Source organism: Streptococcus sp. 517s, assembly GCF_054445985.1.
On the sequence record NZ_CM136847.1, the window covers coordinates 1,006,589 to 1,031,822 of the forward strand.

Annotated in this window: 25 protein-coding genes and 1 pseudogene; 5 read left to right on the plus strand and 21 right to left on the minus strand. The window is 38.2% G+C overall.

Translation table 11 applies throughout. The annotated features are described in order from the left end of the window. Positions 1-3: 3 nt before the first annotated feature. Complete coding sequence (locus ACVX3R_RS05125; protein WP_000146947.1) at positions 4-267, minus strand: phosphocarrier protein HPr; 264 nt, start codon at positions 265-267, stop codon at positions 4-6. A gap of 362 nt (positions 268-629) precedes the next feature. On the opposite strand from ACVX3R_RS05125, the gene nrdH reads away from it, so the two are divergent. The 4 genes from nrdH (at position 630) to ACVX3R_RS05145 (ending at position 5,152) form a co-directional block, all read left to right on the plus strand. Beyond that, positions 630-848: a glutaredoxin-like protein NrdH gene (gene nrdH, locus ACVX3R_RS05130; protein WP_000259238.1), complete on the plus strand. Its 219-nt coding sequence runs from the start codon at positions 630-632 to the stop codon at positions 846-848. 80 nt (positions 849-928) lie between these two features. Continuing rightward, on the plus strand, positions 929-3,088 hold the full coding sequence (gene nrdE / locus ACVX3R_RS05135; RefSeq protein WP_458794455.1) for a class 1b ribonucleoside-diphosphate reductase subunit alpha: 2,160 nt from the start codon (positions 929-931) through the stop codon (positions 3,086-3,088). A 194-nt stretch (positions 3,089-3,282) separates the two neighbouring features. Continuing rightward, positions 3,283-4,245, plus strand: a complete 963-nt coding sequence (gene nrdF / locus ACVX3R_RS05140; protein WP_000451378.1) for a class 1b ribonucleoside-diphosphate reductase subunit beta — start codon at positions 3,283-3,285, stop codon at positions 4,243-4,245. 139 nt (positions 4,246-4,384) lie between these two features. Continuing rightward, entirely contained in the window at positions 4,385-5,152 is a 768-nt protein-coding gene (locus ACVX3R_RS05145) for a DeoR/GlpR family DNA-binding transcription regulator (RefSeq protein WP_070697106.1), read from the plus strand. Between the two features lie 65 nt (positions 5,153-5,217). On the opposite strand, the gene ACVX3R_RS05150 is transcribed toward ACVX3R_RS05145, so the two are convergent. The 19 genes and pseudogenes from ACVX3R_RS05150 to ACVX3R_RS05240 all read right to left on the minus strand — a co-directional run bounded on the left by ACVX3R_RS05150 (position 5,218) and on the right by ACVX3R_RS05240 (position 22,706). Further along, complete coding sequence (locus ACVX3R_RS05150; protein WP_458794456.1) at positions 5,218-7,248, minus strand: glycoside hydrolase family 53 protein; 2,031 nt, start codon at positions 7,246-7,248, stop codon at positions 5,218-5,220. Between the two features lie 15 nt (positions 7,249-7,263). Then, positions 7,264-7,836, minus strand: coding sequence for a lactose/cellobiose PTS transporter subunit IIB (locus ACVX3R_RS05155; protein ID WP_419153045.1), 573 nt, complete (start codon positions 7,834-7,836; stop codon positions 7,264-7,266). 105 nt (positions 7,837-7,941) lie between these two features. Continuing rightward, positions 7,942-8,922, minus strand: a pseudogene (locus ACVX3R_RS05160) (PTS transporter subunit EIIC); the annotation flags it as partial. A 79-nt stretch (positions 8,923-9,001) separates the two neighbouring features. Further along, positions 9,002-9,313 carry a PTS lactose/cellobiose transporter subunit IIA gene (locus ACVX3R_RS05165; RefSeq protein WP_000739188.1) on the minus strand — a complete coding sequence of 104 codons (312 nt, stop codon included), beginning with the start codon at positions 9,311-9,313 and terminating at the stop codon, positions 9,002-9,004. A gap of 12 nt (positions 9,314-9,325) precedes the next feature. Continuing rightward, entirely contained in the window at positions 9,326-10,726 is a 1,401-nt protein-coding gene (lacG, locus tag ACVX3R_RS05170; protein WP_458794457.1) for a 6-phospho-beta-galactosidase, read from the minus strand. A 10-nt stretch (positions 10,727-10,736) separates the two neighbouring features. Then, positions 10,737-11,573: a PRD domain-containing protein gene (locus ACVX3R_RS05175; protein ID WP_458794458.1), complete on the minus strand. Its 837-nt coding sequence runs from the start codon at positions 11,571-11,573 to the stop codon at positions 10,737-10,739. Between the two features lie 232 nt (positions 11,574-11,805). After that, a complete protein-coding gene (lacD, locus tag ACVX3R_RS05180; protein ID WP_458794459.1) occupies positions 11,806-12,786 on the minus strand; it encodes a tagatose-bisphosphate aldolase in 981 nt (326 codons plus the stop codon). Between the two features lies 1 nt (position 12,787). After that, positions 12,788-13,717 carry a tagatose-6-phosphate kinase gene (locus ACVX3R_RS05185; protein WP_458794460.1) on the minus strand — a complete coding sequence of 310 codons (930 nt, stop codon included), beginning with the start codon at positions 13,715-13,717 and terminating at the stop codon, positions 12,788-12,790. A 10-nt stretch (positions 13,718-13,727) separates the two neighbouring features. Beyond that, entirely contained in the window at positions 13,728-14,243 is a 516-nt protein-coding gene (gene lacB, locus ACVX3R_RS05190; protein WP_001216921.1) for a galactose-6-phosphate isomerase subunit LacB, read from the minus strand. Between the two features lie 30 nt (positions 14,244-14,273). Continuing rightward, positions 14,274-14,699, minus strand: a complete 426-nt coding sequence (lacA, locus tag ACVX3R_RS05195; protein WP_000029276.1) for a galactose-6-phosphate isomerase subunit LacA — start codon at positions 14,697-14,699, stop codon at positions 14,274-14,276. Positions 14,700-14,974: 275 nt separating this feature from the next. Beyond that, positions 14,975-15,871: an aldose 1-epimerase family protein gene (locus ACVX3R_RS05200; protein ID WP_458794461.1), complete on the minus strand. Its 897-nt coding sequence runs from the start codon at positions 15,869-15,871 to the stop codon at positions 14,975-14,977. A 103-nt stretch (positions 15,872-15,974) separates the two neighbouring features. Next, complete coding sequence (locus ACVX3R_RS05205; protein WP_000382524.1) at positions 15,975-17,450, minus strand: PTS galactitol transporter subunit IIC; 1,476 nt, start codon at positions 17,448-17,450, stop codon at positions 15,975-15,977. A 55-nt stretch (positions 17,451-17,505) separates the two neighbouring features. Then, positions 17,506-17,811, minus strand: coding sequence for a PTS sugar transporter subunit IIB (locus tag ACVX3R_RS05210; RefSeq protein ID WP_000590551.1), 306 nt, complete (start codon positions 17,809-17,811; stop codon positions 17,506-17,508). A 37-nt stretch (positions 17,812-17,848) separates the two neighbouring features. Then, a complete protein-coding gene (locus ACVX3R_RS05215; RefSeq protein ID WP_247951958.1) occupies positions 17,849-18,325 on the minus strand; it encodes a PTS sugar transporter subunit IIA in 477 nt (158 codons plus the stop codon). A gap of 191 nt (positions 18,326-18,516) precedes the next feature. Continuing rightward, on the minus strand, positions 18,517-19,206 hold the full coding sequence (locus ACVX3R_RS05220; RefSeq protein WP_268710872.1) for a sugar phosphate nucleotidyltransferase: 690 nt from the start codon (positions 19,204-19,206) through the stop codon (positions 18,517-18,519). A gap of 11 nt (positions 19,207-19,217) precedes the next feature. Continuing rightward, positions 19,218-20,096: a DMT family transporter gene (locus ACVX3R_RS05225; protein ID WP_125840216.1), complete on the minus strand. Its 879-nt coding sequence runs from the start codon at positions 20,094-20,096 to the stop codon at positions 19,218-19,220. 1 nt (position 20,097) lies between these two features. Then, positions 20,098-20,955, minus strand: coding sequence for a phosphotransferase (locus tag ACVX3R_RS05230; protein WP_458794462.1), 858 nt, complete (start codon positions 20,953-20,955; stop codon positions 20,098-20,100). A 16-nt stretch (positions 20,956-20,971) separates the two neighbouring features. Further along, the gene (locus ACVX3R_RS05235; RefSeq protein WP_000609901.1) at positions 20,972-21,994 is read right to left on the minus strand and encodes a ribitol-5-phosphate dehydrogenase; all 1,023 of its coding nucleotides are present in this window, start codon (positions 21,992-21,994) and stop codon (positions 20,972-20,974) included. Between the two features lie 4 nt (positions 21,995-21,998). Further along, on the minus strand, positions 21,999-22,706 hold the full coding sequence (locus ACVX3R_RS05240) for an IspD/TarI family cytidylyltransferase (RefSeq protein ID WP_084867179.1): 708 nt from the start codon (positions 22,704-22,706) through the stop codon (positions 21,999-22,001). Positions 22,707-23,128: 422 nt separating this feature from the next. On the opposite strand from ACVX3R_RS05240, the gene ACVX3R_RS05245 reads away from it, so the two are divergent. After that, positions 23,129-23,428, plus strand: coding sequence for a YbaB/EbfC family nucleoid-associated protein (locus tag ACVX3R_RS05245; RefSeq protein WP_000981516.1), 300 nt, complete (start codon positions 23,129-23,131; stop codon positions 23,426-23,428). 38 nt (positions 23,429-23,466) lie between these two features. Here the strand turns inward: ACVX3R_RS05245 and ACVX3R_RS05250 are convergent, their stop codons facing one another. After that, complete coding sequence (locus ACVX3R_RS05250; protein WP_458794463.1) at positions 23,467-25,230, minus strand: glycerophosphoryl diester phosphodiesterase membrane domain-containing protein; 1,764 nt, start codon at positions 25,228-25,230, stop codon at positions 23,467-23,469. Positions 25,231-25,234: the final 4 nt, after the last annotated feature.

Genomic DNA, 25,234 nt, shown 5'->3' on the forward strand with positions numbered 1-25,234 from the left:
TCCTTATGCCAATCCTTCTTTTTCCATTGTTTCAGAGATAGCAGCGATTGCATCGTCAGCATCTGCACCTTCAGCTGAAATTGTAACGTCAGCACCTTGGCCAACACCAAGACTCATAACACCCATGATAGATTTAAGGTTTACTGATTTACCTTTGTACTCAAGAGTGATATCTGAAGCAAATTTGCTAGCTGTTTGAACCAACAATGTTGCTGGGCGTGCGTGAATACCTGTTTCTGCCACTACGTGGAAATCTTTAGAAGCCATAGTTTGACTCTCCTTTAATTGTTTCTTATTTGGATTATATGTGATAACCCTTACAAGACTGTATTATATCACCTTCTAGATAATTTTTCAAGTATTTTATGGATTTTCTTCGTTTTCCTTTCTGATAACTTGCTGAAAATCTTCTATTTATATTGCCAATATACAGTATGTAGTTTTTTTATTTTGAGAAAGTTTGACAGTTCAACGGAAGTCAAAATTCATGTTTTCAAAAAACACTATATCTTGTGCTTTGATTTCAAAACCGTAACTTTTTAGCACAAGATTTAGTTTAAAAAGTTTGACAAAGTTTTTTTTTCTGATATACTAAGAAAGTAATCTATTTTGAAAGAGGAGTTACGAAAATGGTAACCGTTTATTCTAAAAATAACTGTGTCCAATGTAAGATGACCAAGCGTTTCTTGGACAGTAATAATATCGCTTATCGTGAGATCAATCTTGACGAGCAACCTGAGTATATTGATCAAGTTAAAGAGCTTGGTTTCAGTGCTGCTCCTGTTATCCAAACACCAACTGAAATCTTTTCAGGCTTCCAACCAGGAAAACTGAAACAGTTAGCATAATCTTAGTACATCATCCAGAAGAAACTGCTTCTAGGGCTAACTTAGAAGCCTTTCTTTTGTAATTAGATAAGGGAATTTTTATGGGATTAAAACATCTTGAGGACGTAACTTACTTCCGTCTCAATAACGAAATCAACCGTCCTGTTAATGGACAAATCATGCTTCATAAAGATAAGGAAGCCTTGGATGCTTTCTTTAAAGAAAATGTGGTTCCAAACACTATGGTTTTTGATTCAATCACTGATAAAATCAACTACCTTATTGAACATAACTATATTGAAACTGCATTTCTCAAGAAGTACCGTCCAGAGTTTTTGGAAGAATTGCATCAATTTATCAAGGACCAAAACTTCCAATTTAAGTCATTCATGGCTGCCTATAAGTTTTACAATCAGTACGCCTTGAAGACTAACGACGGTGAATACTACCTTGAAAATATGGAAGACCGTGTCTTCTTTAATGCGCTTTATTTTGCTGACGGTGATGAAGCCGTTGCGATTGATATTGCCAATGAAATCATCCACCAACGCTACCAACCTGCTACTCCTTCCTTCTTGAATGCTGGACGTGCTCGTCGTGGAGAATTGGTATCTTGCTTCTTGATCCAGGTGACAGATGATATGAACTCTATCGGACGTTCTATCAACTCTGCTCTTCAACTTTCACGTATCGGTGGTGGTGTGGGAATTTCCCTCAGCAACCTTCGTGAAGCTGGAGCTCCTATCAAGGGTTATGAAGGTGCTGCTTCTGGTGTCGTACCAGTTATGAAGCTTTTTGAAGACAGCTTCTCTTACTCAAACCAATTAGGTCAACGTCAAGGTGCTGGGGTTGTCTACCTCAACGTCTTTCACCCAGATATCATTGCTTTCCTTTCAACTAAGAAAGAAAATGCTGATGAAAAAGTTCGTGTAAAGACTCTTTCACTTGGTGTTGTAGTACCCGATAAATTCTACGAATTGGCTCGTAAAAATGAAGAAATGTATCTCTTTAGCCCATACTCTGTAGAGCTTGAATACGGTGTGCCATTCAACTACATCGACATCACTGAAAAATACGATGAATTGGTCGCAAATCCAAACATCCGCAAGACAAAAATCAAGGCGCGTGATTTGGAAACTGAAATCTCTAAATTGCAACAAGAATCTGGTTACCCTTATGTAGTCAACATTGATACAGCTAACCGTGCAAATCCAGTAGATGGTAAGATTATCATGAGTAACTTGTGTTCTGAAATTCTTCAAGTCCAAGAACCAAGCTTGATCAACGATGCTCAAGAATTCCTTCAAATGGGAACAGACGTTTCATGTAACCTTGGTTCAACAAACGTGGTCAACATGATGACCTCACCTGACTTTGGTCGTTCTATCCGCGCTATGGTTCGTGCCCTTACTTTCGTTACAGATAGTTCACACATCGTAGCTGTCCCTACTATCGACCACGGAAACAGTCTGGCTCACACCTTTGGTCTTGGTGCCATGGGGCTTCATAGCTACCTTGCGCAACAACTGATTGAGTACGGATCACCTGAGTCAATTGAATTTACAAGCATCTACTTTATGCTTATGAACTACTGGACCTTGGTGGAATCAAACAATATCGCACGCGAACGTGGTATCACCTTCCACAACTTTGAAAAATCAGACTATGCTAACGGTAGCTACTTTGACAAGTATGTGACAGGCGAATTTGTTCCAAAATCAGGCCGTGTTAAAGAACTCTTCAAAGATGTCTTTATCCCAAGTGCTGCTGATTGGGCTGAACTTCGCGAAAAGGTTCAAGCAGATGGACTTTACCACCAAAACCGTCTAGCTGTTGCTCCAAATGGTTCTATCAGCTACATCAACGATGTTTCTGCTTCTATCCACCCGATTACGCAACGTATCGAAGAACGTCAGGAAAAGAAAATTGGTAAGATCTACTACCCTGCTGCAGGTTTGTCAACAGAAACGATTCCTTACTACACTTCTGCCTACGACATGGATATGCGTAAGGTGATTGATGTTTACGCTGCCGCAACTGAACACGTGGATCAAGGACTTTCACTCACTCTCTTCATGCGTAGTGACATTCCAAAAGGTCTTTACGAATGGAAGAAAGAAAACAAACAAACGACGCGTGACTTGTCAATTCTTCGTAACTATGCCTTTAACAAGGGTATCAAGTCTATCTACTACGTCCGTACCTTTACAGACGACGGTGGGGAAGTTGGTGCTAACCAATGTGAAAGTTGTGTGATTTAATTTTTATCTGAGGCAACCACATTTTCTCAGACTACTGATTAAATTACCCGCCAGACAAAACTTGATAAGTATCTTAAATACCATGAAAAACTAAAAAGTCGGGCTCCCGACTTTTTGTGCGATACTCTTCTCAGACTATGATAAAATAGAGATGATTCGACAATCGCATTATTACATACAGAAAGAGATTTCAAATGGAAACTTACTACAAAGCCATTAACTGGAATGCCATCGAAGATGTCATCGACAAATCAACTTGGGAAAAGCTAACGGAGCAATTCTGGCTCGATACGCGTATCCCCTTGTCAAATGATCTAGACGACTGGAGAAAACTATCAAACAAAGAAAAAGACTTGGTTGGAAAAGTCTTTGGTGGTTTGACCCTTTTGGATACCATGCAATCTGAAACAGGGGTTCAGGCGCTTCGCTCAGACATCCGTACACCGCATGAGGAAGCTGTTTTCAACAACATCCAGTTTATGGAATCTGTCCACGCAAAATCTTACTCTTCTATCTTTTCGACCTTGAATACCAAGGCTGAAATTGAAGAAATCTTTGAATGGACCAACACTAACCCCTACCTACAAAGAAAAGCGGAAATTATCAATGAAATCTATCTCAATGGTAGCCCGCTAGAAAAGAAAGTTGCCAGCGTTTTCCTTGAAACCTTCCTCTTCTACTCTGGTTTCTTTACACCGCTTTACTATCTTGGTAACAACAAACTGGCTAACGTTGCGGAAATCATCAAACTGATCATTCGTGATGAGTCTGTTCATGGAACTTATATTGGTTACAAATTCCAACTTGGTTTTAACGAATTGCCTGAAGAAGAGCAAGAAAAGCTCAAAGAATGGATGTACGACCTGCTCTACACTCTCTACGAGAACGAAGAGGGCTATACAGAAAGCCTCTATGACGGTGTTGGCTGGACTGAGGAAGTTAAAACCTTCCTTCGTTACAATGCCAATAAGGCGCTTATGAACCTAGGACAAGATCCGCTCTTCCCAGATTCAGCTGATGATGTCAATCCTATCGTCATGAACGGAATCTCAACAGGAACTTCTAACCACGACTTCTTCTCTCAAGTCGGAAATGGTTACCTCCTTGGTGAAGTTGAAGCCATGCAAGACGAGGATTACAACTACGGTTTAGACTAATTTGACCAATCATTCAAAATATCATGGTTTGTTTAAAACAACTATGATATTTTTGTTTTTGTTTTATTTTGTTTTTTTCTATTTGATTGATTGAGCGTTTTATGGTAAGATAATAATAGTAGAAATCGAGGTGATAAGGATGCTAAAGCAAGAAAAACTAGATAGTATTCTAGAAGCAGTAAACACAAAAGGCACCATTACTGTAAAAGAGATTATGGAAAGTCTTGATGTGTCAGATATGACAGCTCGCCGCTATTTACAAGAACTGGCAGACAAGGATTTGCTGGTTCGTGTGCACGGTGGTGCTGAAAAACTTCGTACAGGTTCTCTCTTAAACAACGAACGCTCAAACGTTGAAAAACAAGGCTTGCAGATTGCTGAAAAACAAGAAATTAGCCGTTTTGCTGGTCATTTGATTGACGAAGGTGAAACCATTTTTATCGGGCCAGGAACAACCTTAGAATGTTTTGCTCGTGAGCTCCCAATTGATAATATTCGTGTCGTAACAAACAGTCTTCCAGTCTTTCTCATCCTAAACGAACGAAAACTAACAGATTTGATTTTGATTGGCGGAAATTATCGCTCTATCACTGGTGCTTTTGTAGGGACACTTACCTTGCAAGATTTAACCAACCTTCAGTTTTCTAAAGCTTTTGTAAGTTGTAATGGTATTAAGGATAAGGCAATTGCCACTTTCAGTGAAGAAGAGGGCGAGGTACAACGAATCGCCTTGAACAATGCCAATAAAAAATACTTACTGGCAGACCACAGTAAGTTTAATAAGTTTGATTTTTACAATTTCTACAATATCTCAGAAATTGATACAATCGTTTCAGATTCCAAACTGAGCCAGGAGACATTTGAAGAGCTGTCGAAACAAACAACCATTCTTTTATCAAAACCATAAAAATTCCCCTGCCTTTTGGTGGGGAATTTTTATATGAAGGTTTAATTGATAAGTTGAAATTTCAACTATTTTTTCCTACGATACAAATTTGTTCCTATAACTAATACGATACCTCCCAATCCCAATATGAACAATATCTTTTGATCTCTCATTCCCGTTTCAGGAAGATTTTTACGTTTATCATTCTGGGTTCTACTACCTTCATCTTTTCGAACCGACTGGTTAGTAGTCACTTTTTGGGAGGAAGTTGATGGTTCTGTTTTAGACTTTGGATCTTCTGATGAAGATAATGGTGGTTCTAGCTTTCCTTCATGGCTATCATCAGTTTGAGTCTGTTCTGACGGGGTTTGGGAATTTTCAGTTGCATCGATTTTTTTCAATTTCCAATCGTCAGTTGTTCCCCAAGCTCCCGCATCTGCTGTAACTGATAGACCCACATTTACCTGAGTCTTTTCGGTAAGTTTAAACTCAACAAAACTTTCTTTCCAAATAGCATAACCTTCCAAGTGTAGTTGATTCCCTGCTGAAGTTGTATCATTGACCCTCACATAAGAGAAGATTCTTTCACTACTACCTGTTTTATCCCCTTGCATTTGAATTGAGAACCGATAGGTTCCTGGTTCAAGAGTAACTGCTTGTTCTACTTGATAATCAATACTCTTATCTGACCAAAAATGAAGGGCATATTGACCCGTCTTAGGGGTATCATTCTGACGCTCAACATAGCTTTGACTGATCTTATAGGCTTCTAAGTTCTCTTCTTCGAAACTTCCGTTTTGAAGTAAATTTGTGGTATCCTCGTCTTCTTTCTCTCTATTTTGATTATCCTTTTTCTCAGGTACTGTGCCATAACCTGTATTGACAAATTTAAATACCTTTAATGATTGAAGAGCTTTCCCATTAAAATCAAATAGTGCTTGATTATCCCATTCAGATCCTCCATAATTAGATTCATCAACGTTAGGATCATAAGAGATGGCATATGATGAAGCCCACCCGGAACCATATTGCTCCCAAATAGGGAGGTTTGAATTTCTATCAGCTTTACCGACCGGTATCCAAGCAGGTTCCCAATAGAATACTCCTAAAGCACCTGCAGATTGACTTGTAGCAATCACATCACGCAAATTATTGGCCTGGCCTTGCACTGTTGGAGGATACCCTCCATTCTTCGTTTGTTGCTCAGATTTGATCACATTCTTCTGACCATCACCATCTTCCAATGTATAAGCATAACTTGTTTCTGAGATTAAAGTTTGTTTTCCATATTTTTCTCTAATCTCTGTCAAAACTGAATTTAAGTTTTCAAGACTTCCATGCCAAAATGAATAGTAACTCGTTGCAAAAACATCATAATCAATCTGATTCTCTTTTAGCTTTTCTGCATAATACAAGATCGTTGATTTCTTTTCTGGATTGGTGAAGTGTAAGGTTATCAATATGGATTTGTCAACATCCCTGACAGCCTGCGTACCCGCTTTAAACAACTGATAACGTTCGTCACCTACTTCTCCTGCCATGCCACTGCTAGTTGTCTCATTCCCAACTTGAACCATACCAACATCAACACCTGAAGCACGCAGTGTGTTCAAACTTTCTTTTGTAAATTGATATAAAGCTTTAGACTTTTCATCAATCGTCATATTGGCCCAAGCTTTTGGAGAGACCTGACGACCCGGATCTGCCCAGAAATCTGAATAGTGAAAATCCACCAGAACTCTCATCCCTGCAGCAGTAGCTCTTTTCCCAATTGCAATCGCCTTAGAGAGGTCACTATTACCAGCACCGTACCCATGACCTTTGTCATCATAAGGATTATTCCAGATTCGAACGCGAACATAATTGACGCCATTTTCTGCAAGAATAGTGATTAAATCTTTCTCGTTACCATTCTCATCATAATAGCGAACACCACTTTCTTCTTGAGCTATTAATGTTGAAATATCAGCTCCTTTAATAAAATCACTGGGTAAGTTTTCAACCTTTTCGACATAAAAATCATCATCTGCAAAGACACTTTTAACTGGTAAGATAAAGAGAAATGCTAACAGAAAAGTCATCGAGATGAAATTGACCAATTTAGAATTATATCTCATATCATCACCTAAACATTAATCGAAATAGGATAGCACAAATGAAATGGCTCCTTTAGGATCACGTGTTAATTTAATGTATTCAGCACCTTTTGTAGCAGCAAGTTTTATACCGAGGGCATCTGTGTCTTTCTTGATATCTTCATAGAATGAATTTACCTGTGGAGCCAGTATAATCATATCAAAGTTCTTCATGATTTCATAATGAGATCCATAAGCGCCCGCTGATGCTGAAATAGTAGCTCCTGTTTCTTTGGCTCCTTCAGTGATTGCATTTGCAAGCATAGCGCTCGTGCCTGCTCCAGCACAAAGGACCAATACATTGATTGATTGATTGCCTAATTTGGTAACAACTTCTTTAGTTGATACTGTTTCAGGATTAGACTGTTCTGTGCTTTCTTCGCTTGTTTTTTGTTTTTCTTCTTCAAGAAGTGAGGCATCGTAAGCCTTGATAAATGGAAGATAGATAATACTATCCACAAAAATTAAGACAAATACTAAGATAATTGCGAGAACGCTTACACCAGTACCGAGGATCAATCCTATTGGAGCAGGTGTAGCCCAAGGTAGAACGTACATAAAACTATTCATTTTTAAGACATCTACAAAGAACTTGAAGATCCAAACATTTGCAATTGGTGCAAATAGAAATGGTACAAAGAAATATGGATTTAAAATAATTGGTGTGGCAAAAAGTAAAGGTTCATTAACTGCGAAACTTACTGGAATAAAGGAAGCCTTACCTACAGCTTTTAATTGTTTTGATTTTGCAAAAAGGAGGAATAAGAAGGGAACAACTAACGTTGCACCTGTACCACCCATGGTACCAACGAAATTACCCAAACCAACTGTCAAAACATTTGAAGCCTGTTCCCCTGCTTTAACTAATTGAAGGTTTGCTTCAACATTTGCATAGATAACTGCTACAATCGCTGGTTCTACGATAGATGGTCCGTGTACACCTACAAACCAGAAGAGAGCCATAGCACCCCAGATAATGGCAATTCCTAGATAACCATCAGCGGCGCTGAATAACGGTTGCATTAAACTGATTACAGCCTCCGCAAATGAATGACCAAAGAAATGGCGGATAAGCGTATCAATAATGACTGCTGCAAAAACTGCAAATGAGAATGGGAAGATATCTCGGAAGGTTTGGGAGATAGTCCCTGGCACTTCTTTAGGCATCTTAATCGTAATATCTTTCAAAACACAGAATTTATACATATTTACTGTGATAAAAGCTGCTACGAATGCTGCTAGAATTCCCTTTGTCCCCATGTAACCACTAGCAAGCCCCTTGTCTATTTGATCAACACTTAATAGGAGAAAACTAACGATAGAAGCTAGCATCACGGATACTGCATTAATCTTTTTGTTTGCAGGCATTTTTCTATTGACAGATTCAGCTAAACAACGTGCGGTTGTGGCAGAAACTAGGAGAGCAACTACTCCCATTGAATAGTTATATATTTTCCAAAGCCAAGCTGAAACGTCTTCGGGCAATTTAACACCAAGAACATCCGGTATGGAAGCGATCAAGATAAAAATACTTGAAAATAATATCGCTGGCATAGCTGCTAGGAAACCATCACGGATAGCGCCTAGATAAATGTTACGTGAGATCTTCTCAAAAAAGGGTTTTCCTTTTTCAATTTGTTGAATGAGTTTATTCATGATAAAACTCCCTACAATCAATGCCTAGTAGAAAGGGAGGAAAATTCTACTAAGCATTGGTTATATCCTTTCTTTTAAATTAATGATTTTTATAAAGTTCTATAAAATCCTGAATTAAATCACGAAGCAACAAGGTTGTCATCAGGTGATCCTGACCGTGGATAAAGATAAAACCAATATCCAAATCTTCACCAGCGGCTTCTTCTGCTAATAGTTTTGTCTGAGCATTATGGGCTTTCGCTAGATTCTCGTCAGCATCACGCATAGCTCGCTCTACATTGTCAAAGTTTCCAGACCTTGCTTCTTTTAATAGTTGCAACAGTGTACTGCGAGCATCACCTGAGTATGCAACAATTTCAAATCCAAGCATTTGTAATTCATTTTTTTTCATGTTTCAGTTCCTCTATTCTACAATTTTGGTCGTACTGATGTGATTGTACCAATAAGCCGATGCCTTAGGATACCGTTTCTGTGTTTCAAAATCGACATAAAACAGACCATAACGTTTATTGTATCCATTTGACCAAGAAAACAGATCCATCAATGACCATAAGAAGTAACCTTTAACATTAACACCTGCGCTAATTGCTTTTGAAATTGCTTGTAGATAAACTTTAAGGTATTCAATTCGAGGTTGATCCATGATGATTCCGTTATCAAATTGATCTTTATATCCCATACCATTTTCAGTGATGAAAATCTTATTGTAATGAGGATAGTCCGATTTGATTCGGAGCAATAAATCATATAATCCTTCTGGATAAATAATCCAATCCCAGTCGGTTCTTGGAATTCCCTCTTTGTATATACGTTCTCCAATTCCTTTTACTTTATAAACAGAGGTCCCTTTATCACCAGTACCATTATGGTGAATAGCATTTTCACCTGTATAAGCCTTCACAAAGTGGCATTGATAATGATTAATTCCTAGATAATCATTCCGATGACTTGCCTTTTTCATTTCTTCAAAATCACTATCTAAGAATTCATATGTTGCCTGATTTGCTTGACAAATCTCCTCTAGTGCATCGAGAGTCTCTTTTGAGTAATAGCCTAAGTATGTAGCATCTAGCAAAAAACGAATTGAAAGGGCATCATCTAGAAATGCTGCATGTTTGTCTTCTTCACTATCACTCGCAGGATATTTTGTTTCAAGAGAATGTACTACTCCAATTTCTCCTTGATAGCCACCATCTTTAAACAAGTTAACTACTCTGGCATGTGCATACATCATATTGTGCAGGCATTGAATTACTTTTGAAAGGTCATATTTAATTCCTGGTGGAAAAATACCGAGAAGGTATTGGTTTGTTGCTACTGGATAGATTTCATTAAAAGTACTCCAATGTAGAACTTCTGTAAATTCTTCAAAGCAGAACTTTGCATAATCTACAAATGCTTCAATTGTATCCCTATTTAGAAAATCTCCATTATCAAATAATACTTTTGGCGTATCAAAGTGATGGAGGGTTACAAAAGCTATAATCTGTCTTTTTTTACATTCTGCAAATACTTTATGATAATAGTCCACACCTTCCTGGTTCACTTCACCAGTACCATTTGGAAAGATACGACTCCAAGCTATAGACAAACGAAGTCCATTGACACCAAACTTTTCACACAGTTCAATATCCTTTGGATACTGATGATAAAAATCACTAGCGGGATCTGGACTAAAGCGCCCCTGTTCTGACAAAAATTCATCCCAGGCCACCGGACCTTTTCCTCCTTCTTGTGTTGCTCCTTCAACTTGATAGGCGGCTGTAGCTCCACCAAAAATAAAATCTTCTGGTAATTTGTACATGTTTTTCTCCTTATTTTAACAAGCGTTGAATATGTAAAACGAGATATACACGCTCACTTCTCGATAAATCAATGTTTAGTTCTCTTTCAATCACTTGGTAAATTCTCTGTCCAATCTGATAGGCCTTAGGATAATCCAACTTAACATGCTCTTCCAATGGTATTAACGGAGTCATATCTTGTTTATCATTCTGAAGACGATTTACTAGATAGGACAAATGAATCATCAAGCGATCATATAAATTACTATTTTCAGTATTTCTTTCAATATGAAATTTTGATAGTTCATTTTCAACTATGCTTAAAACTCTCTTTGCAACATTCTCGGTTAACTCTTCTGATAATTCATACTCACCTTTTGCATTGATATAATGCAAGGCAATCCTAGCAATTTCATCTTCAGGAAACACAATCGATAATTTCTTATTTAAAATTTTAATTGTATCTCGAGCCATTGAAAATTCTGTGACATATTCATTTGAAATATCAGGAAGATGACTTTTTTGATATGAACCACTTAATAATTTTTTATAGACAGAGTATAGGTGGTCAGTCAAAGTAACGTAGAGATATTCTTGGATGGGAAAGTGATACTTTTCGACGACTTCATCAATCGTACTATAGCCTATCGTTAGTATATCTAGTGGAATATCTCTTAAGAGAGTCTGAAAGTTTTCTCTGGACTCTTCTGTCTTCATTCGAAAGATCTTCTCTACTTGGTTTTCAGAAATTAAATCCCCCTTCTTCTTTCCAAATGTAATCCCCTTACCAATCACAATCACTTCTTCTCCTTTGTCATTTCTGACAAGCGAGACATTGTGATTCATTGGATTTAGAATTCGATACATGGCAACCTCCTTTTGTATCTTAAAGGTATATGAGTACAAAAAATGACCACAAATGAGGTTAGAAAATCTACTATTTTCTAATTCATCTGTGATCATGCCTAATATTACTTAGTAACACTCACTACTATTAATTTATGGTTTAATTATACCACTAAGATAAAAGATTGTAAACACTTTCAATCAAAAAAATTCCATTTTTAGACGAAAATGATCAAACAGTCTAATTAAAATCTTACACACGTTCAGTCCATGAAGTTGCTGTTGTTTTGAGAACTTTGTTGAGTTCGTCAATGTTCTCAAATCCAGTTGTTCGAAGCCATTCACGAGCTGCTGCTTCACCGTCTTTGATGTAGGCTTCAACTGATCCAGCCCATGTTGCACGTCCACAAAGAACACCGTTGAAGTTTGCGCCTGATTCGTGGGCAAAGACAAGCGTTTCTTGGAAGAGTTTAGCTGATACACCCGCACTCAAGTAGATGTATGGAAGATTTGTTGCTTCGTCTTGCGCTTTGAAGAAAGCTGCCGCTTCTTCACGAGTATGCACGATTTCACCATCGCCAAAGCCTTCAACGTATTTGACGTTGACTGGAACTTCCACTTTCAAAACGTCGATGTTAAAGCGTGGGTCTGAGAAGACCTTCATAGCACCGATAACCTTGTGTGGTTTTACTTTGGCGTATTCTGCAGAGCCAGCATCAGCGATTTTTTCATCGTAAGCGAGGATTTCAAGGAAGAATGGAATGTCTTCCGCCACACACTCTGAACCAATGCGTTCGATGTAAGCTTGTTTTTGTTGGTTGAGTTCGTCAGAGCTGTCTACATCGTAGTAAAGCAAGAATTTGACGGCATCTGCACCTTGTTCCTTGATGCGTTTGGCAGACCAAACATCCAAACAGTCAGGCAAGCGTTTGGTGCTTGTTGTGTCGTAGCCAGTTTTCTCATAAGCTAGGAGAAGACCAGCATTTGGATCAAGCGCTTTTGTAGCCGGAAGTCCATACTCAGGGTCGAGAAGCATAGAGGATGCGTATTTTGTCAATTCATCTGCAACCAAGACCTTGAGCTCTTCCATTTGAGCAACTGTTGGTTCTTCTGTTTGGTATTGAGCCATGAGACGTTTCAAAGCACCACGTTGGTCAAAGGCAAGAGCTGAGATGATTCCATTTTCATCTGAAAGTTTTTCTAAGCGTGCACGCTTTTGTTCTGTTAAAGCCATTTTATACCTCTTTTACTATTAATTGATCATATAAAGCTTGATAGTTGGCCATATTGACATGACCTGTCATCTTTTCTTGAGCGTTAAGCATACCAAGGACATTTGCCTTGATGAGGAGTTCTGCATCCGATTCCTTATGAAGAAGACCTGATGAAATACCTGCAACAGTAGAATCTCCAGATCCGACAGGATTGACTACCTGAATTCTTGGAATATCTACCTTGTAGAAAGTATCACCGTGTTTTGCAAAAGCACCATTTGCTCCAAGTGAAACGATTATCCACTCAATCCCTGCAAATAGAGGCTCTTGAAGAACTTCTTTTAATTCATCCAAATCCTCAGAAACTTCTTTCCCAAGAAGCTGAGACAATTCTTCGTTATTTGGTTTAATAACTGTTGGTTTGTGGGGTGATTCAAGAACCGCCTGAAGAGCTGCACCTGAGCAGTCCAAGACTACAGGTTTTCCTGCGCGATTAGCAAGTTCTACTAAGCTTACATAGTAGTCAACTGGAAGACCAGCTGGAAGACTACCTGAAATGGCCACTACTTCTACAGTGTCAAGAAGATTCTCGAAATGAGCCAAGAAATCTTGCCCTTCTTGTTCAAGAACTTCGGGACCTTTTTCAAGGATTTCTGTTTGGTTTTCACCGTGTAGAATAGCGATACAGTTACGAGTCTCTCCTTGAATGGAGAAGAAACGTTTCGTTACTTTATCGTCGATATGCTCTACTAAAAACTCACCAAGTTTACCACCGACCAAACCAGTAGCAGCAACAGAATCACCAAATTCTGAAAGAACTCGTGTAACATTGAGACCTTTACCACCAGCTGTCTTGGTCACGTCCACCACACGGTTGACAGTGTCAATTTTTAATTCATCCAAAGGATAAGAAATATCAATGGATGGATTCATTGTGACTGTTAAAATCATGCGTCACCTCTTAGTCGTGGTATTCACCGCGATCCCATTTTTCAAGGAATTCTGTAAAGAAGTTTGCATCTGCTTGATGAGCATTGTGAGTTTCAACGTGCTCGATTTTCGCAATCAATTTTTTATTTTCTTCTGATGGTTTGTATTCAGCATTGATGAAAGCTTCAATGATGTCGCACATGAGCAATTCACCAGTGATTTTACCACCAAAACCAATAACGTTGGCGTTCAATTGTTCTTTTGCATAAAGAGCTGTTGTCATATCACGAACCAAGGCAGAACGAACTCCTGGAACTTTATTTACAGCGTTGTTGATACCAACACCAGTACCACAGATACACACCCCAAGATCAGCTTGACCGCTTGTAACGGCTTCACCAACTTTTTTACCAAAGATTGGGTAGTGAGTACGTGTGTGGTCATAGGTACCAAAGTCGATAACTTCATATCCTTTTGATTTCAAAAATTCTGAAACCGCCATTTTTTCATCTGTTACGATGTGGTCACATCCAATTGCAATTCTCATTTTTAACTTACCTTTCTTACTGTAATCTAATTAGCACATTTTGTTCAACATGTCGACCCGAATTTGGTGACGTCCACCGTCGTATTTGCCGTTAACAAAGCCTTTAGCAATGTTCTTAGCCAATTCATCACCAACGATTTCTGCACCCATAGTGATCATACGTGAGTTGTTGTGTCCACGAGTCATATAAGCTGAACGTTCATCTGAAACTTCTGCAGCAACCATTCCTTTAATTTTAGTTGCGACCATAAATGGACCAGCACCATAAGCATCAATCACGATACCAAGGTTTTGTTCTTCTTTGTTTACTTCTGCAGCAACGGCAAGAGTCACATCAACAAAGTCTTGACCTTCAGCTGTAACATCCACAACGTGGAAGTTTTCTTTTTCCAAGAAGTCTTTCACAACTTCTTTCAATCTCAAACCTGCAGCATCTGCACCGATAACAATAGACATATTGTTTACTCCTTTTTATTTTTCTAGGCTAGTAAAGACTTTTATAACCTATAAAAGACTTTCTAGCAGTTTAGTGACAAATTTGATTGAATGAGATGAATAACACCTTATCCAAGTCCAGGAAACCAATTTCCTAGAAATAATTCTTCTCCACGAAAGAGAATATAACAAGTGATTATTTGTTTGTTACAAACATCATTTGTTGTTTACAAACATAATATACTCCTATTTATAGAAAAAGTCAACAGTAAATGTTTGTTTTTGTGGTTTTTTATCTAAAATATTTCAATATCAAAGCCAATTTGATCGACTTGGCCAGCTTCTAAGAGACGAACGTTTTTCTTATCTTCTAAATGATCTCCTTCTTCAAGGGATGTTGACAATCCAGACCATGGTTCAAACGCTATAAAAGGTCCCTTATTCAAAGTTGACCAAATGATGAGATTTGAAAACTCTTGGAAGTGTACTTTTAATCCCTTCTCATGTTTACGAGAACGAAGCGCGATTGTTCTAGATTGCAACTCATCCAAAGTCACTGCATCAACACTAAACAGATCGTAACTGAGGTCCACTTCCTTTTGTGAATCCAACCATGGACTTCTATCTTGAAAGTCTAACATGCCAGTTTCTGGGAAAGGCCGGGGAACAGAGCAAGTCACTTCTTTCTCAAACTCTAAATAGTAATCTTCATAAGTTTCGCCATCTAGTAGAGGACAATTAAAGCCTGGATGTCCACCAATAAAGAATGGCATTACTTTATTGGTTTCTTTATTGAAAATCTTGTATTGAGTACGAACTGTCTTGCCAGTAACCTTATAAGTGATTTCAAGGCGGAAATGATAAGGATAGTTCTGATAAGTATTCTCATCATCTTCGATCGCAAAGGTTACGCTGTTTTCTGTTTGATCAACTAATTCAAATTCTTTTTTGCGAACCAAACCATGTCGAGGAATAGTTCCTTTCGTCTCAGGTCCATCTGCGTGACTGTAGAAGGCTGTATCCTCTCTTAAAGAACCACAGATTGGAAAAAGTACAGGAGCTTGCCCACTCCAATAGGTGGCATCTCCCTGCCACAAGTACTCAACGCCATCTCGATCCTTGATGGACGACAAGGCACCACCAAAAGTTTTAAATTGGACCGTCGATTGCTCTGATTTTATTTCAATTACCATTATTTTCTCCGATTTCTTGATAGTTTATAAAAAAACTAGGCTGTCACTCCCCATTAGGAAACTGACAACCTAGTTTTCACAATTTACATTTTATAGGAGCGAATTATTTAGCATTTGCTGCGTATTCTTCGTTACGTTTAATCATTTGTTTTCTATACCAAGCAAAGATACCTACATAGAATACAAGGAAGACTACTGCGCCAAGGATTGCTTTAATATCACCTGTTGTGGCATTACCAATTGCCCAACCAAGAAGTTTTTCGATTGGTCCTTCAAGAGTTGAGTGAGTAATCAATTGAGTTTGACTCACACCTTCTGGGAAGGCACCCACACCTTTAGCAAGTTCAGTTGCAAATGGTGCAATAAGTGTACCTGAAAGAAGGAAGAGTGGCAACAAGAGAGTTCCAAAGATGATCATACGGAGCAATTTACCACGAGTAACTACCAAGAGAGCTGGAGTTACACCCATTGCGATGATACCTGCAAGTGGCAAGATACCATTTCCGACTTTAGAAAGAAGTACAGCTTCTACTAGCATGATTGGAGCAAGTACGTTGGCACAAGCCCAGATTTCAGCACGACCAGCGATGAAAGGCCAGTCAAGACCGATGTTGAATTTACGTCCTTGAAGACGTTTAGTAGCAACGTTTGTAATACCTTGTGAAAGTGGTTCTACGGCTGCGATGAACCAAGATCCGATAAGTGAGAAGAGCTCCAAGCAGACACCGGCAGTCAAACCAAGGCTCAACCAACCTTTAATAACAAGTTCCCAAGATGCTGCTTCTTCTACTCCAGCAACTGGATGTGGAGTTCCCATCAAACCGATAACAATACCAAGGATGAAACCGATGAAGAATTTAGATCCCCAGAAACCGATTTTTTTGTTCAATTTTGCAGCGTCAAAGTCGTATTTATCAAGACCAGGCAATACTTTATCAAAAATCTTATCCAAAACCATGATAACTGGGTTCATCATGTAGTTCATGTGAGTTGAAGTCATTGGTGATGAACTTGGTGCGTTAAGAAGGTCATCGAATGTTGGTTTCATCAGGTCAGAGTTGATGATTTTTAAAATACCTACAAGGACAACTGCTGCAGTTGCGATGAAAAGTGAAACTCCTTGGCTAACTCCATTGTTGTCTGCATACCATTTGATCAAAAGACCAGTGATTGACAAGTGCCAGATATCAAAGATATCAACGTCAAGTGTATCTGTTTTCTTCATTGCAAGCATCACAACGTTGACAATCAACATCACAAGCAAGAAGTAAAGTGTCCAAGCAGATCCCCAAGTGATGGTAGCAAGTGGGGCCCAACCAACGTCAGTGATGTTCAATTGAATACCAGTGTTTTCGACGAATTTCGCAAGTGATGCTGAGAAAGCTCCGTTGAGCATACCGATGATGGCACCGATACCTGTAAGGGCGATGGCAAGTTTAATACCACCTTCAAGCGCTTTGGAGAATTTCACTCCAAAAAGTAGGGCCAAAACTGTCAAAATGATCAGCATGATGATAGGGCCACCCATAGCCAAGATAGGTTTGAAGATATCGTTGGCCAGATTGATAATGACATCCATAATAGTTCCTCCCGTTTTTCTAAGTTATATGAATGTTAACAAGATAAAGAATTAATTAGCTTAGTCCATGTTCTTTGATAGCTGCTTCAATATTGTCAAATACTGGAGCGCTCATCGCTGGAATACGGAACAAGATTGGTCCAGCTTCAATTACTGGAATTCCTGGTTCAAAACCAAGGTCAGTTGCAGCGATTGGAGTAAAGATATCGTAGCCCTTGATAAGGTCTTCGTTTACATCTTTCACCATGACTGCATCACAGTGAACGTCATAACCACGGTTTGAAAGTTCTTCTTCTAGAGCACTTTTAATTTGGTGACTTGAGTTAACACCTGCACCGCAGGCAGCAAGAATTTTAATCATTTGGATTTCCTCCGATTTTATATTTTAATAGACAAGATTAAGCGGTTGCTTCAGCAATATAAGCATAAAGTTTTTCTGGTTCAGAAATTTTTGATAGATCTTCTAGATGATCCTTCCCTGTAAAGAAATCCATCAACTGAGCCAGAATATTCGTCTGACTTGAACTTGAGTTGTTAATGATAAAGAAGAGCAGTGAAACTTCAACCTCTCTATCAGGAGCAATCATATTGTGAAAAGTTACTGGTTTTTCTAATCGAACAACCACTACTTTCTCAGCTAGATTATGAACAATATCTGTATGAGGAATAGCCACATTTGGTAGATCTTTCCCCAAAAATTCCATATCTAAACCAGTTGGAAATGACTTCTCACGCGCGATCAAGGCTTCACGATAAGTTGGAGTGACAATTTTTCGTTCTTCCAACAAACTTGCAACCTGATTAAAAAGTTGTTCTTGATTATCCGCTTCTAAGCAAAACACCAGGTTTTTGTCAAAGAAATGATCTAATCCCATAACCTTTTCCCTTCTTTCAATTATCTTTTATGGTATAAGTATAACACTATATGAAATCGTTGTCAATATTTTTTGTTTTATTTTGTTCATTTTTTTGTAATTTTTGTTTTGTTTAAAGAATACAATCAATATCAAACATTTCTGTCTTAAAATCTACAAAAAAAAGAAGAGCCAAGCCTTCTTCTCTTTCCTTACTCAATAGTAGATAAAATCTCTTCTAACTTATGGTAATCTTTTACACTATCAATTTCATAGATGCTATTCCCTTCTAATTCTTCGACATAGACATCCAATTCTTTGATATTATCCTTAACCATATTGTCCCAGTAGAGATCAACAAATTCACCACTTGCATATGCTTTGTCAATAAAGCCAACAATCTTCTCAGCAGTTGGAGCATCCCAGAATGAAACTCCGCTCAAAATGCGACCAGCTTTGCTGTCAACAATGATGTCTTGAACCTTATAGTCATCACCATAAACCAAGAACCACTCGTTCGTACAGTCTTCACGATAAACGCTAAAATAGGTAGAACGTTTAAGATCGTTTCGAAACATATTTTTGAAAAGATAGTTATCTGCATCGATGACGTAGCTGTTAGCCAAATCTTCTTTTACTAGATAAAGTGAGTAAAAGTTATTGTAATCAGCATACTTGTCGTTAAAGACTAAACGGACACCATATTTTTCTTTTAGGTAGTCAAATTGTTCTTTGAGGTAACCGACAACGATGATAATCTCATCAATTCCTCTCTCTTTCAAAAACTCAATTTGGTATTCTACCAAGGGTTTTTGATTAACCTTAACCAAAGCTTTTGGGGTATTTTCAGTCATAGGGCGCAGACGAGTCCCTAAGCCCGCTGCTAAAATAATCGCTTTCACACGAATCTCCTTTATTCTTTAATAATAATATAAACACCAGCCATAACAATAAGTGAAGTGATAATTGTCAGCATATCTAGCGGTGCACCTAAGAAAACAGCTGCAAATAGGACAGTCCAAACTACATAGCTCACATTCAAACCTGTCGCTTTCGCAGGTTGTAAGCGATTAATGGCGATATAATAAGCTAAGTAGGAAATCATATCAAAGGCCGCAAAGACAATCAAGAGGCCGAATAATTGCCCATCTGCCACTTCTGCAAATGAATGGTGAGAAAAGAGCACAATCACAAGATAGGACAAGAATGAGGTTACTTGTCGGATTAACAAGGCTTCAATTTCACTTAATTCACTTTCCATAGCATAGGAGCTGAGAACACTTTCGCTCCCCCAGGCAATGGCACAGATAAGGGCACAAAGAATCCCAATGTAAAACGAGTTAACTTGTTCAACCTTGTAGGTTTGAGCAATGATCGCTGCAATAATCAAGAAAACACCGAATACTGTATTCTTTGAAACCTTGTGTTTCAAAATGAAGAAGGCGAGCAAAACTGAAATTGCTGGGTAAATAGCCGATACAGATGAAGCTAGAGAACTACCGATATATTTAACCGCATAAAGATTGGCCTGCATACCAATTGGTCCTGCTAGTAAAGCACCGATAATTACACTTACATTTCGAATATTTAAGAAAATCGAGAGGCGAACTTTTCCTTCTTTTACTAAAAGAAAAGCTAACAAGATAAAGATACTCAAGAAATCATGAGCGGCAGCCACCACAAAAGGTGAAAGATTTGTAAAAATTGAAAAGATATAAGCACTAATCGTTAGGCCTAATCCCCAGAAGATACCAGAGAGCAGACCAAAAGAAACGCCATTTTTATTCTTCATCCTAACCTCCATAATAAGTCAAACCTTCGACAGCTCTTTGGTAACGATTAACACCGTAATCTCCAAAATCAGCTCCTTGAGCTTCTTTATACACTGTCCACAAACTCCAGATAGTATCTTGCAAGATTTTATAGATACGAATCTTCTCACGTGATACTGGAGTTTTGTCACTCTCATAGTAGGTTAGAAAATCTTCTTCTTCCTGATTTGTAAATTCAGACTCTAAGAAAAGAGCTGCCAAATCCCACATCGGGTCATTCATAGAAGAGTATTCCCAGTCAATCAAATACAAACGACCTTGTGGTGACTCGATAAAGTTTTCTGGTACCAAATCAATATGACAGGACTTTCTATCAACACCCAAATCAGCCAGTCTTTTCTCGAGTGAAAATACATCTTTTCTTACAGCTTCATAGTTTTCATAAGGGACAGCTCCCTCAATCAAGGATTCATATTTTCTGATTTCCTCAAAAGGAGCAAACTCTCCTCTTAATTCTTTCCCTGAAGCATGGATGGTTTGTAAAATTGGTGCAATCTTTTCAAACTTGGTCTTGATGGATGTCGAATCTAGAGTTACTGCCGATTCGATGTACTCATTTACTTTGATCCCTGACTCAATATCAAAGAGATAATTCTTGACATCAAGATTCAAGCCTTTTAACAATTCAAGATTGTATTTTTCATCTTGACGATTGATGAGCTTTTCAGTCCCTTTTCCGAAAAATTTAACGATATAGGGTTTGGAGGTTGTTTTAACCAAATAATTCTGATTGGTCATACCACCTAGCTGTTCAACACTAAGGACTTCCTCTTCATCCGATAGCAAAGAAGAAATTTTTTCTTTGATGAGTTTCTCCACAAATAACCTCCATCTTCTACACTTCCCACTTAAATACTGTTTTGAAAGCAGTATTTAGGTCTGTAGCAAAGACACGGTGAATGTCCTTGATTTCTCTCACAGGTTCTTCAACATAAAGGATATTCTTCAGTCGATTCGCAAACTTTTTGACTTCCATCATTTGAATGGCCTTCTCAAAATCGACGCGTCCTGATCGGGACGATCCCACTAATAACAATCCTTTTTCCAAAGCATCTCGTGTATTGATATTAACCTTGTATTCGCTCACTCCCATCATGAGGATCGTTCCCTGTGGGCGAATATAACGGATCAAGTCATTGATAGCTGGGCCTGTACCATCACCACCGCAACACTCAAATCCATGATCAAAGGTCAAATCCTCTGGGATATTATCCGTGATGTAGCACTCTTTTGCAAAAGAGAAGAGCTCCAGTTTTTCCCAATGGCGACCAATTACGATAATCTCTGCTTCTGGCAAGGTGTAATTGATAATATTTGCAACTACAAAGGCCAAACTACCATCTCCGATAACAGCGATGCGCTCTCGCTTGCTATGAGCAAGATGCAGGAATCGATCCATAGCATGCATACCAACACTCACAAACTCAGTAATGGCTGCAACTGTGTCCTCAATGTCATTATAAGACACAACACGATCTTTTGGAAGAGAGACAAATTCTCGCATAAAGCCATCATAGCCACTAGATAGGAAATAGGTTCCTGTCATGTAGTTCTCATAGAATTCCTTGTCACTCTGCATAGGCGGTTGATTTGGAATCATGACTACCTTTTGACCGACTTCATAAGTCCCAGTTGGATCAGAAATAACAGTTCCACAAGACTCATGTATCATAGCCATAGGAAGCTTTTTAGCCAATATCTTTGGATCGCGTTTTCCTTGATAATAACGTTGATCTGCATGACAAACCGCCATATAATTTGGACGAATAAGGATATGATTCTCCTGATCAATGTCCTCTTCTTGGTATTTTACATTGATAAACTTTGGTTTTGTCAGTTGATAAATTTGATTAATCATAGCCTTAGTCTTTCTCAATCATGCTTTTCGCGATTTTCAAGTCTGTTACAGTTGTGATTTTAAGGTTTGAATATTCCCCTTTAGCTAGGGCAACGTCCTTCCCCTTGATAACAAAAATCTTACATGCATCCGTCAGGATTTCCTTTTCTTGATCAGATAGGGAACCATACAAATCCATGAAATCCTTGCAGCGGAAGGTTTGAGGTGTTTGACCCTGATAGAGGTGAGCACGATTTGGAATATCCGTGATAAATTGGCCATTAGTGCTTTCAACAATGGTATCAACCGCTTCTACTACTGTGTCAACTGCATCATGATCTTGAGCGAGTTTGATATTGTCCTGAATCATGCGAAGTGTGATAAAGGGACGAACAGAGTCGTGGGTAATCACAATATCTTCTGGAGTGATTGGACGGTAGGCATCAATGGCTTCTATAATCTTCTCGATACTGGTATTGCGATCAGCCCCACCTTTGGTAATGATGATGCGATCCTTGTGGAGAGAAAGATACTTGTCAACTAGGTCCTCAGCGTGTGACACCCAGTCTCCATGAACTCCAACTACAATTTTTTCAATACTTGGTTCCAAAACAAATTTTTCGATTGTGTGGATCAAAATAGGTCGATCACCCAACTCCAAGAATTGTTTTGGTAAATTACTGATTCCCATGCGTGTGCCAGTTCCTCCGGCTAGGATTCCTGCATAGATCATATATTTTCTCCTTTGTTTATTCTAAAAAACTCATCACTGTCTATTATATCACAATATATGCCTATCATGAAGAAAAGATAAAGAGCCACTATGTGAATCGACTCATTATTTAAGATGAAAAATGAACAATATTCAACAAAATCTGAAAAACCATAACAAATTAAGAAATAAATTTAGGTTATTCTCTATCCCCCTCATTCAACGTTCGGTTAATATAGAGTTCTTTAGAATATAATAGAAACCTTAAAGAAAACTTAAACATATTTTTAGAAATACAAGAAAAAGCTAGGAAAATTATGGCATCCATTTTTGTAAATTTAAGAAAGCAATCTCTACGATGTTTTAAACTATTGTTAGACTTTTGCTCCTAAAATTGGTAAAATAAAAAAGAAAATAATAGAAAAAGGAAACTATAGACCGCTATGATGAACATGCAGAACATGATGCGCCAAGCACAAAAACTTCAAAAACAAATGGAACAAAGTCAAGCAGAACTCGCTGCCATGGAATTTGTTGGAAAATCAGCTCAGGACCTTGTCCAAGCAACTCTGACTGGAGACAAAAAAGTTGTCAGCATTGACTTCAACCCAGCAGTTGTAGATCCAGAAGATCTCGAAACACTTTCTGACATGACTGTTCAAGCGATTAACGCTGCACTTGAACAAATTGACGAAACGACTAAGAAGAAACTCGGTGCTTTCGCTGGAAAATTGCCTTTCTAATCCACAAAAAAAGAGAAACAGATGTTTCTCTTTTTTTCTTAGAAATCAAAGAATTCCATTGCTTTCTTTAAGAGTAATTCCGTGTATTCTGGATCGTCTTGAGCCATTGTGACTTGTGACTGGACCATTTCAAGATCATCCGTTATCATGCCATCTGCTCCAAGTCTGACTGCCTTATCAAAGGACTCAGAACTATTCACAGTCCAAACATATAGTTTCTGATCTGTTGTCCAAAGTTTATTGACAAAGTATTCATCCAAAGTTGAATACTCCATGGTATAGCCAGTCGCCTTGGTTCTCGGAAACACACTATTATATGGCAGAATGAAGTACACTGGAATTTCAGAATCATAAGCCAAGACCTTATCAATCACATGGTAGTCTAGTGACTGCATCTGGTGACCATATTTCTTGATCGTCGTTCCATACTTTTCAAGGAAATGGTCCATCATTTGTGGGCTATCTTTTTTACTGGTTTTAATCTCAATCAGCAATTTTTGGTTTAATGTATTTGCACGTTCTAAATAATCATCAAAACTTGAAATCTTTGTTTGATAACCATTCTCGTAAATATCTGTATTTGTTAATTCATCCAGAGTTAAGTCTTGCGGTGTAGCATTAATTCTTGCTAGCGATTTAAGGTTAGCGTCGTGCATCATCACGAACTGACCGTCTTTCGTTTCTTGCACATCCATCTCGACGAGGTCTGGTTTTAGTTGGGCTGTCTTTTCTAAAGACTGTACCGTATTTTGAACACCATTTTTATTACTTACTCCTCTGTGTGAAATCACTAAAGGTGTATTGGTATCCGGAGACTCCAGATAGATATAACCTTCTAAAGCAAAAAAGATACTTGCACACCCCATGACACCCCATCTCATCAGATGATCTTTTTTTCGCCTTGGCATGATCTCCAACTCTTCTCCTGTCAGGAAGGAAACAAACTTCACTAGGAAATAAGTCAGAGTCATGTAATGGAGGTTTTTAATCAAGATAAAATTAATCACACCAAGAATCAAGGATTCTTTTTGAGTAAAGTTATCCATTACTGCCTGAGCAAAGAGCAAGGGAATTAACAAAACAAAGAAGAAGAGATAAGTTTTAATGATAATGAGTAGGAGATGCCAAGAGAAGAAAAGGACGTTTTTCTTCGTCTTTTGGAGACTATATTGCACACTTTCTCTTACTGTCTTTCTTTCAAAGAGTATCTTAGGAAGGGCAAACATGAAGCGAACAGAAATGTAGAGAAAGATCCAAGCGGATGCTATGATCAACAGCCCTACCAGCCAGTTCTTATCTTCTAGGTATGTAACGATAAAATCAGGGATAATAATTTTGTTGAGATAGTAGATTTTTAAAATTTTCCTAATAAAGGGGAGAAGCAAAGCAATGTAAAAAAAGACAAAGGCCATCTTACAAAAGCTCAATCGTTTGACAAATAGAAAGCTCTGGTGAAAGACTTTCCGACTATATTCAATCAGGGTTCTCTTTTCATGATAGAGAAGGTGACGCGCCCCGATAAACAAAAGACAGATTTGAAAATAAGCCACTAAAAGATTGATTGCTATTAAAATGAGAAAGGCTAAACTGACAAAAGGCGAGCCTTGTATAATCGCCCAAAAGTTATTGTAGGAGATAAACAAGTAACCTGTTTGTCTTAGAAGTATGCCAGCTATCCATGAATTCAATGGCAACCAAACAAACTCTACCATCATGAAAATCAAGAAAAATAGAAATAGTATTTTATCTAGGTTATAGTAAATTTTCCTAAAACCTAGCTTTTTAGGTTTTTCAGGTTTCATAGGC

What these genes read in the sequence shown, in the direction of transcription:
- nrdE (WP_458794455.1), top strand. Translation starts at nt 929, where the DNA reads ATGGGATTAAAACATCTTGAGGACGTAACTTACTTCCGTCTCAATAAC.
- ACVX3R_RS05200 (WP_458794461.1), bottom strand. Translation starts at nt 15,871, where the DNA reads ATGGTAATTGAAATAAAATCAGAGCAATCGACGGTCCAATTTAAAACT.
- lacB (WP_001216921.1), bottom strand. Translation starts at nt 14,243, where the DNA reads ATGAGAATTGCAATTGGATGTGACCACATCGTAACAGATGAAAAAATG.
- ACVX3R_RS05185 (WP_458794460.1), bottom strand. Translation starts at nt 13,717, where the DNA reads ATGATTTTAACAGTCACAATGAATCCATCCATTGATATTTCTTATCCT.
- ACVX3R_RS05215 (WP_247951958.1), bottom strand. Translation starts at nt 18,325, where the DNA reads ATGGGATTAGATCATTTCTTTGACAAAAACCTGGTGTTTTGCTTAGAA.
- ACVX3R_RS05210 (WP_000590551.1), bottom strand. Translation starts at nt 17,811, where the DNA reads ATGATTAAAATTCTTGCTGCCTGCGGTGCAGGTGTTAACTCAAGTCAC.
- ACVX3R_RS05125 (WP_000146947.1), bottom strand. Translation starts at nt 267, where the DNA reads ATGGCTTCTAAAGATTTCCACGTAGTGGCAGAAACAGGTATTCACGCA.
- ACVX3R_RS05225 (WP_125840216.1), bottom strand. Translation starts at nt 20,096, where the DNA reads ATGAAGAATAAAAATGGCGTTTCTTTTGGTCTGCTCTCTGGTATCTTC.
- ACVX3R_RS05165 (WP_000739188.1), bottom strand. Translation starts at nt 9,313, where the DNA reads ATGAAAAAAAATGAATTACAAATGCTTGGATTTGAAATTGTTGCATAC.
- nrdH (WP_000259238.1), top strand. Translation starts at nt 630, where the DNA reads ATGGTAACCGTTTATTCTAAAAATAACTGTGTCCAATGTAAGATGACC.
- ACVX3R_RS05150 (WP_458794456.1), bottom strand. Translation starts at nt 7,248, where the DNA reads ATGAGATATAATTCTAAATTGGTCAATTTCATCTCGATGACTTTTCTG.
- ACVX3R_RS05175 (WP_458794458.1), bottom strand. Translation starts at nt 11,573, where the DNA reads ATGTATCGAATTCTAAATCCAATGAATCACAATGTCTCGCTTGTCAGA.
- ACVX3R_RS05155 (WP_419153045.1), bottom strand. Translation starts at nt 7,836, where the DNA reads ATGAATAGTTTTATGTACGTTCTACCTTGGGCTACACCTGCTCCAATA.
- ACVX3R_RS05240 (WP_084867179.1), bottom strand. Translation starts at nt 22,706, where the DNA reads ATGATCTATGCAGGAATCCTAGCCGGAGGAACTGGCACACGCATGGGA.
- ACVX3R_RS05235 (WP_000609901.1), bottom strand. Translation starts at nt 21,994, where the DNA reads ATGATTAATCAAATTTATCAACTGACAAAACCAAAGTTTATCAATGTA.
- lacD (WP_458794459.1), bottom strand. Translation starts at nt 12,786, where the DNA reads ATGGCTTTAACAGAACAAAAGCGTGCACGCTTAGAAAAACTTTCAGAT.
- lacG (WP_458794457.1), bottom strand. Translation starts at nt 10,726, where the DNA reads ATGTACAAATTACCAGAAGATTTTATTTTTGGTGGAGCTACAGCCGCC.
- nrdF (WP_000451378.1), top strand. Translation starts at nt 3,283, where the DNA reads ATGGAAACTTACTACAAAGCCATTAACTGGAATGCCATCGAAGATGTC.
- ACVX3R_RS05250 (WP_458794463.1), bottom strand. Translation starts at nt 25,230, where the DNA reads ATGAAACCTGAAAAACCTAAAAAGCTAGGTTTTAGGAAAATTTACTAT.
- ACVX3R_RS05205 (WP_000382524.1), bottom strand. Translation starts at nt 17,450, where the DNA reads ATGGATGTCATTATCAATCTGGCCAACGATATCTTCAAACCTATCTTG.
- ACVX3R_RS05145 (WP_070697106.1), top strand. Translation starts at nt 4,385, where the DNA reads ATGCTAAAGCAAGAAAAACTAGATAGTATTCTAGAAGCAGTAAACACA.
- lacA (WP_000029276.1), bottom strand. Translation starts at nt 14,699, where the DNA reads ATGTCTATTGTTATCGGTGCAGATGCTGCAGGTTTGAGATTGAAAGAA.
- ACVX3R_RS05245 (WP_000981516.1), top strand. Translation starts at nt 23,129, where the DNA reads ATGATGAACATGCAGAACATGATGCGCCAAGCACAAAAACTTCAAAAA.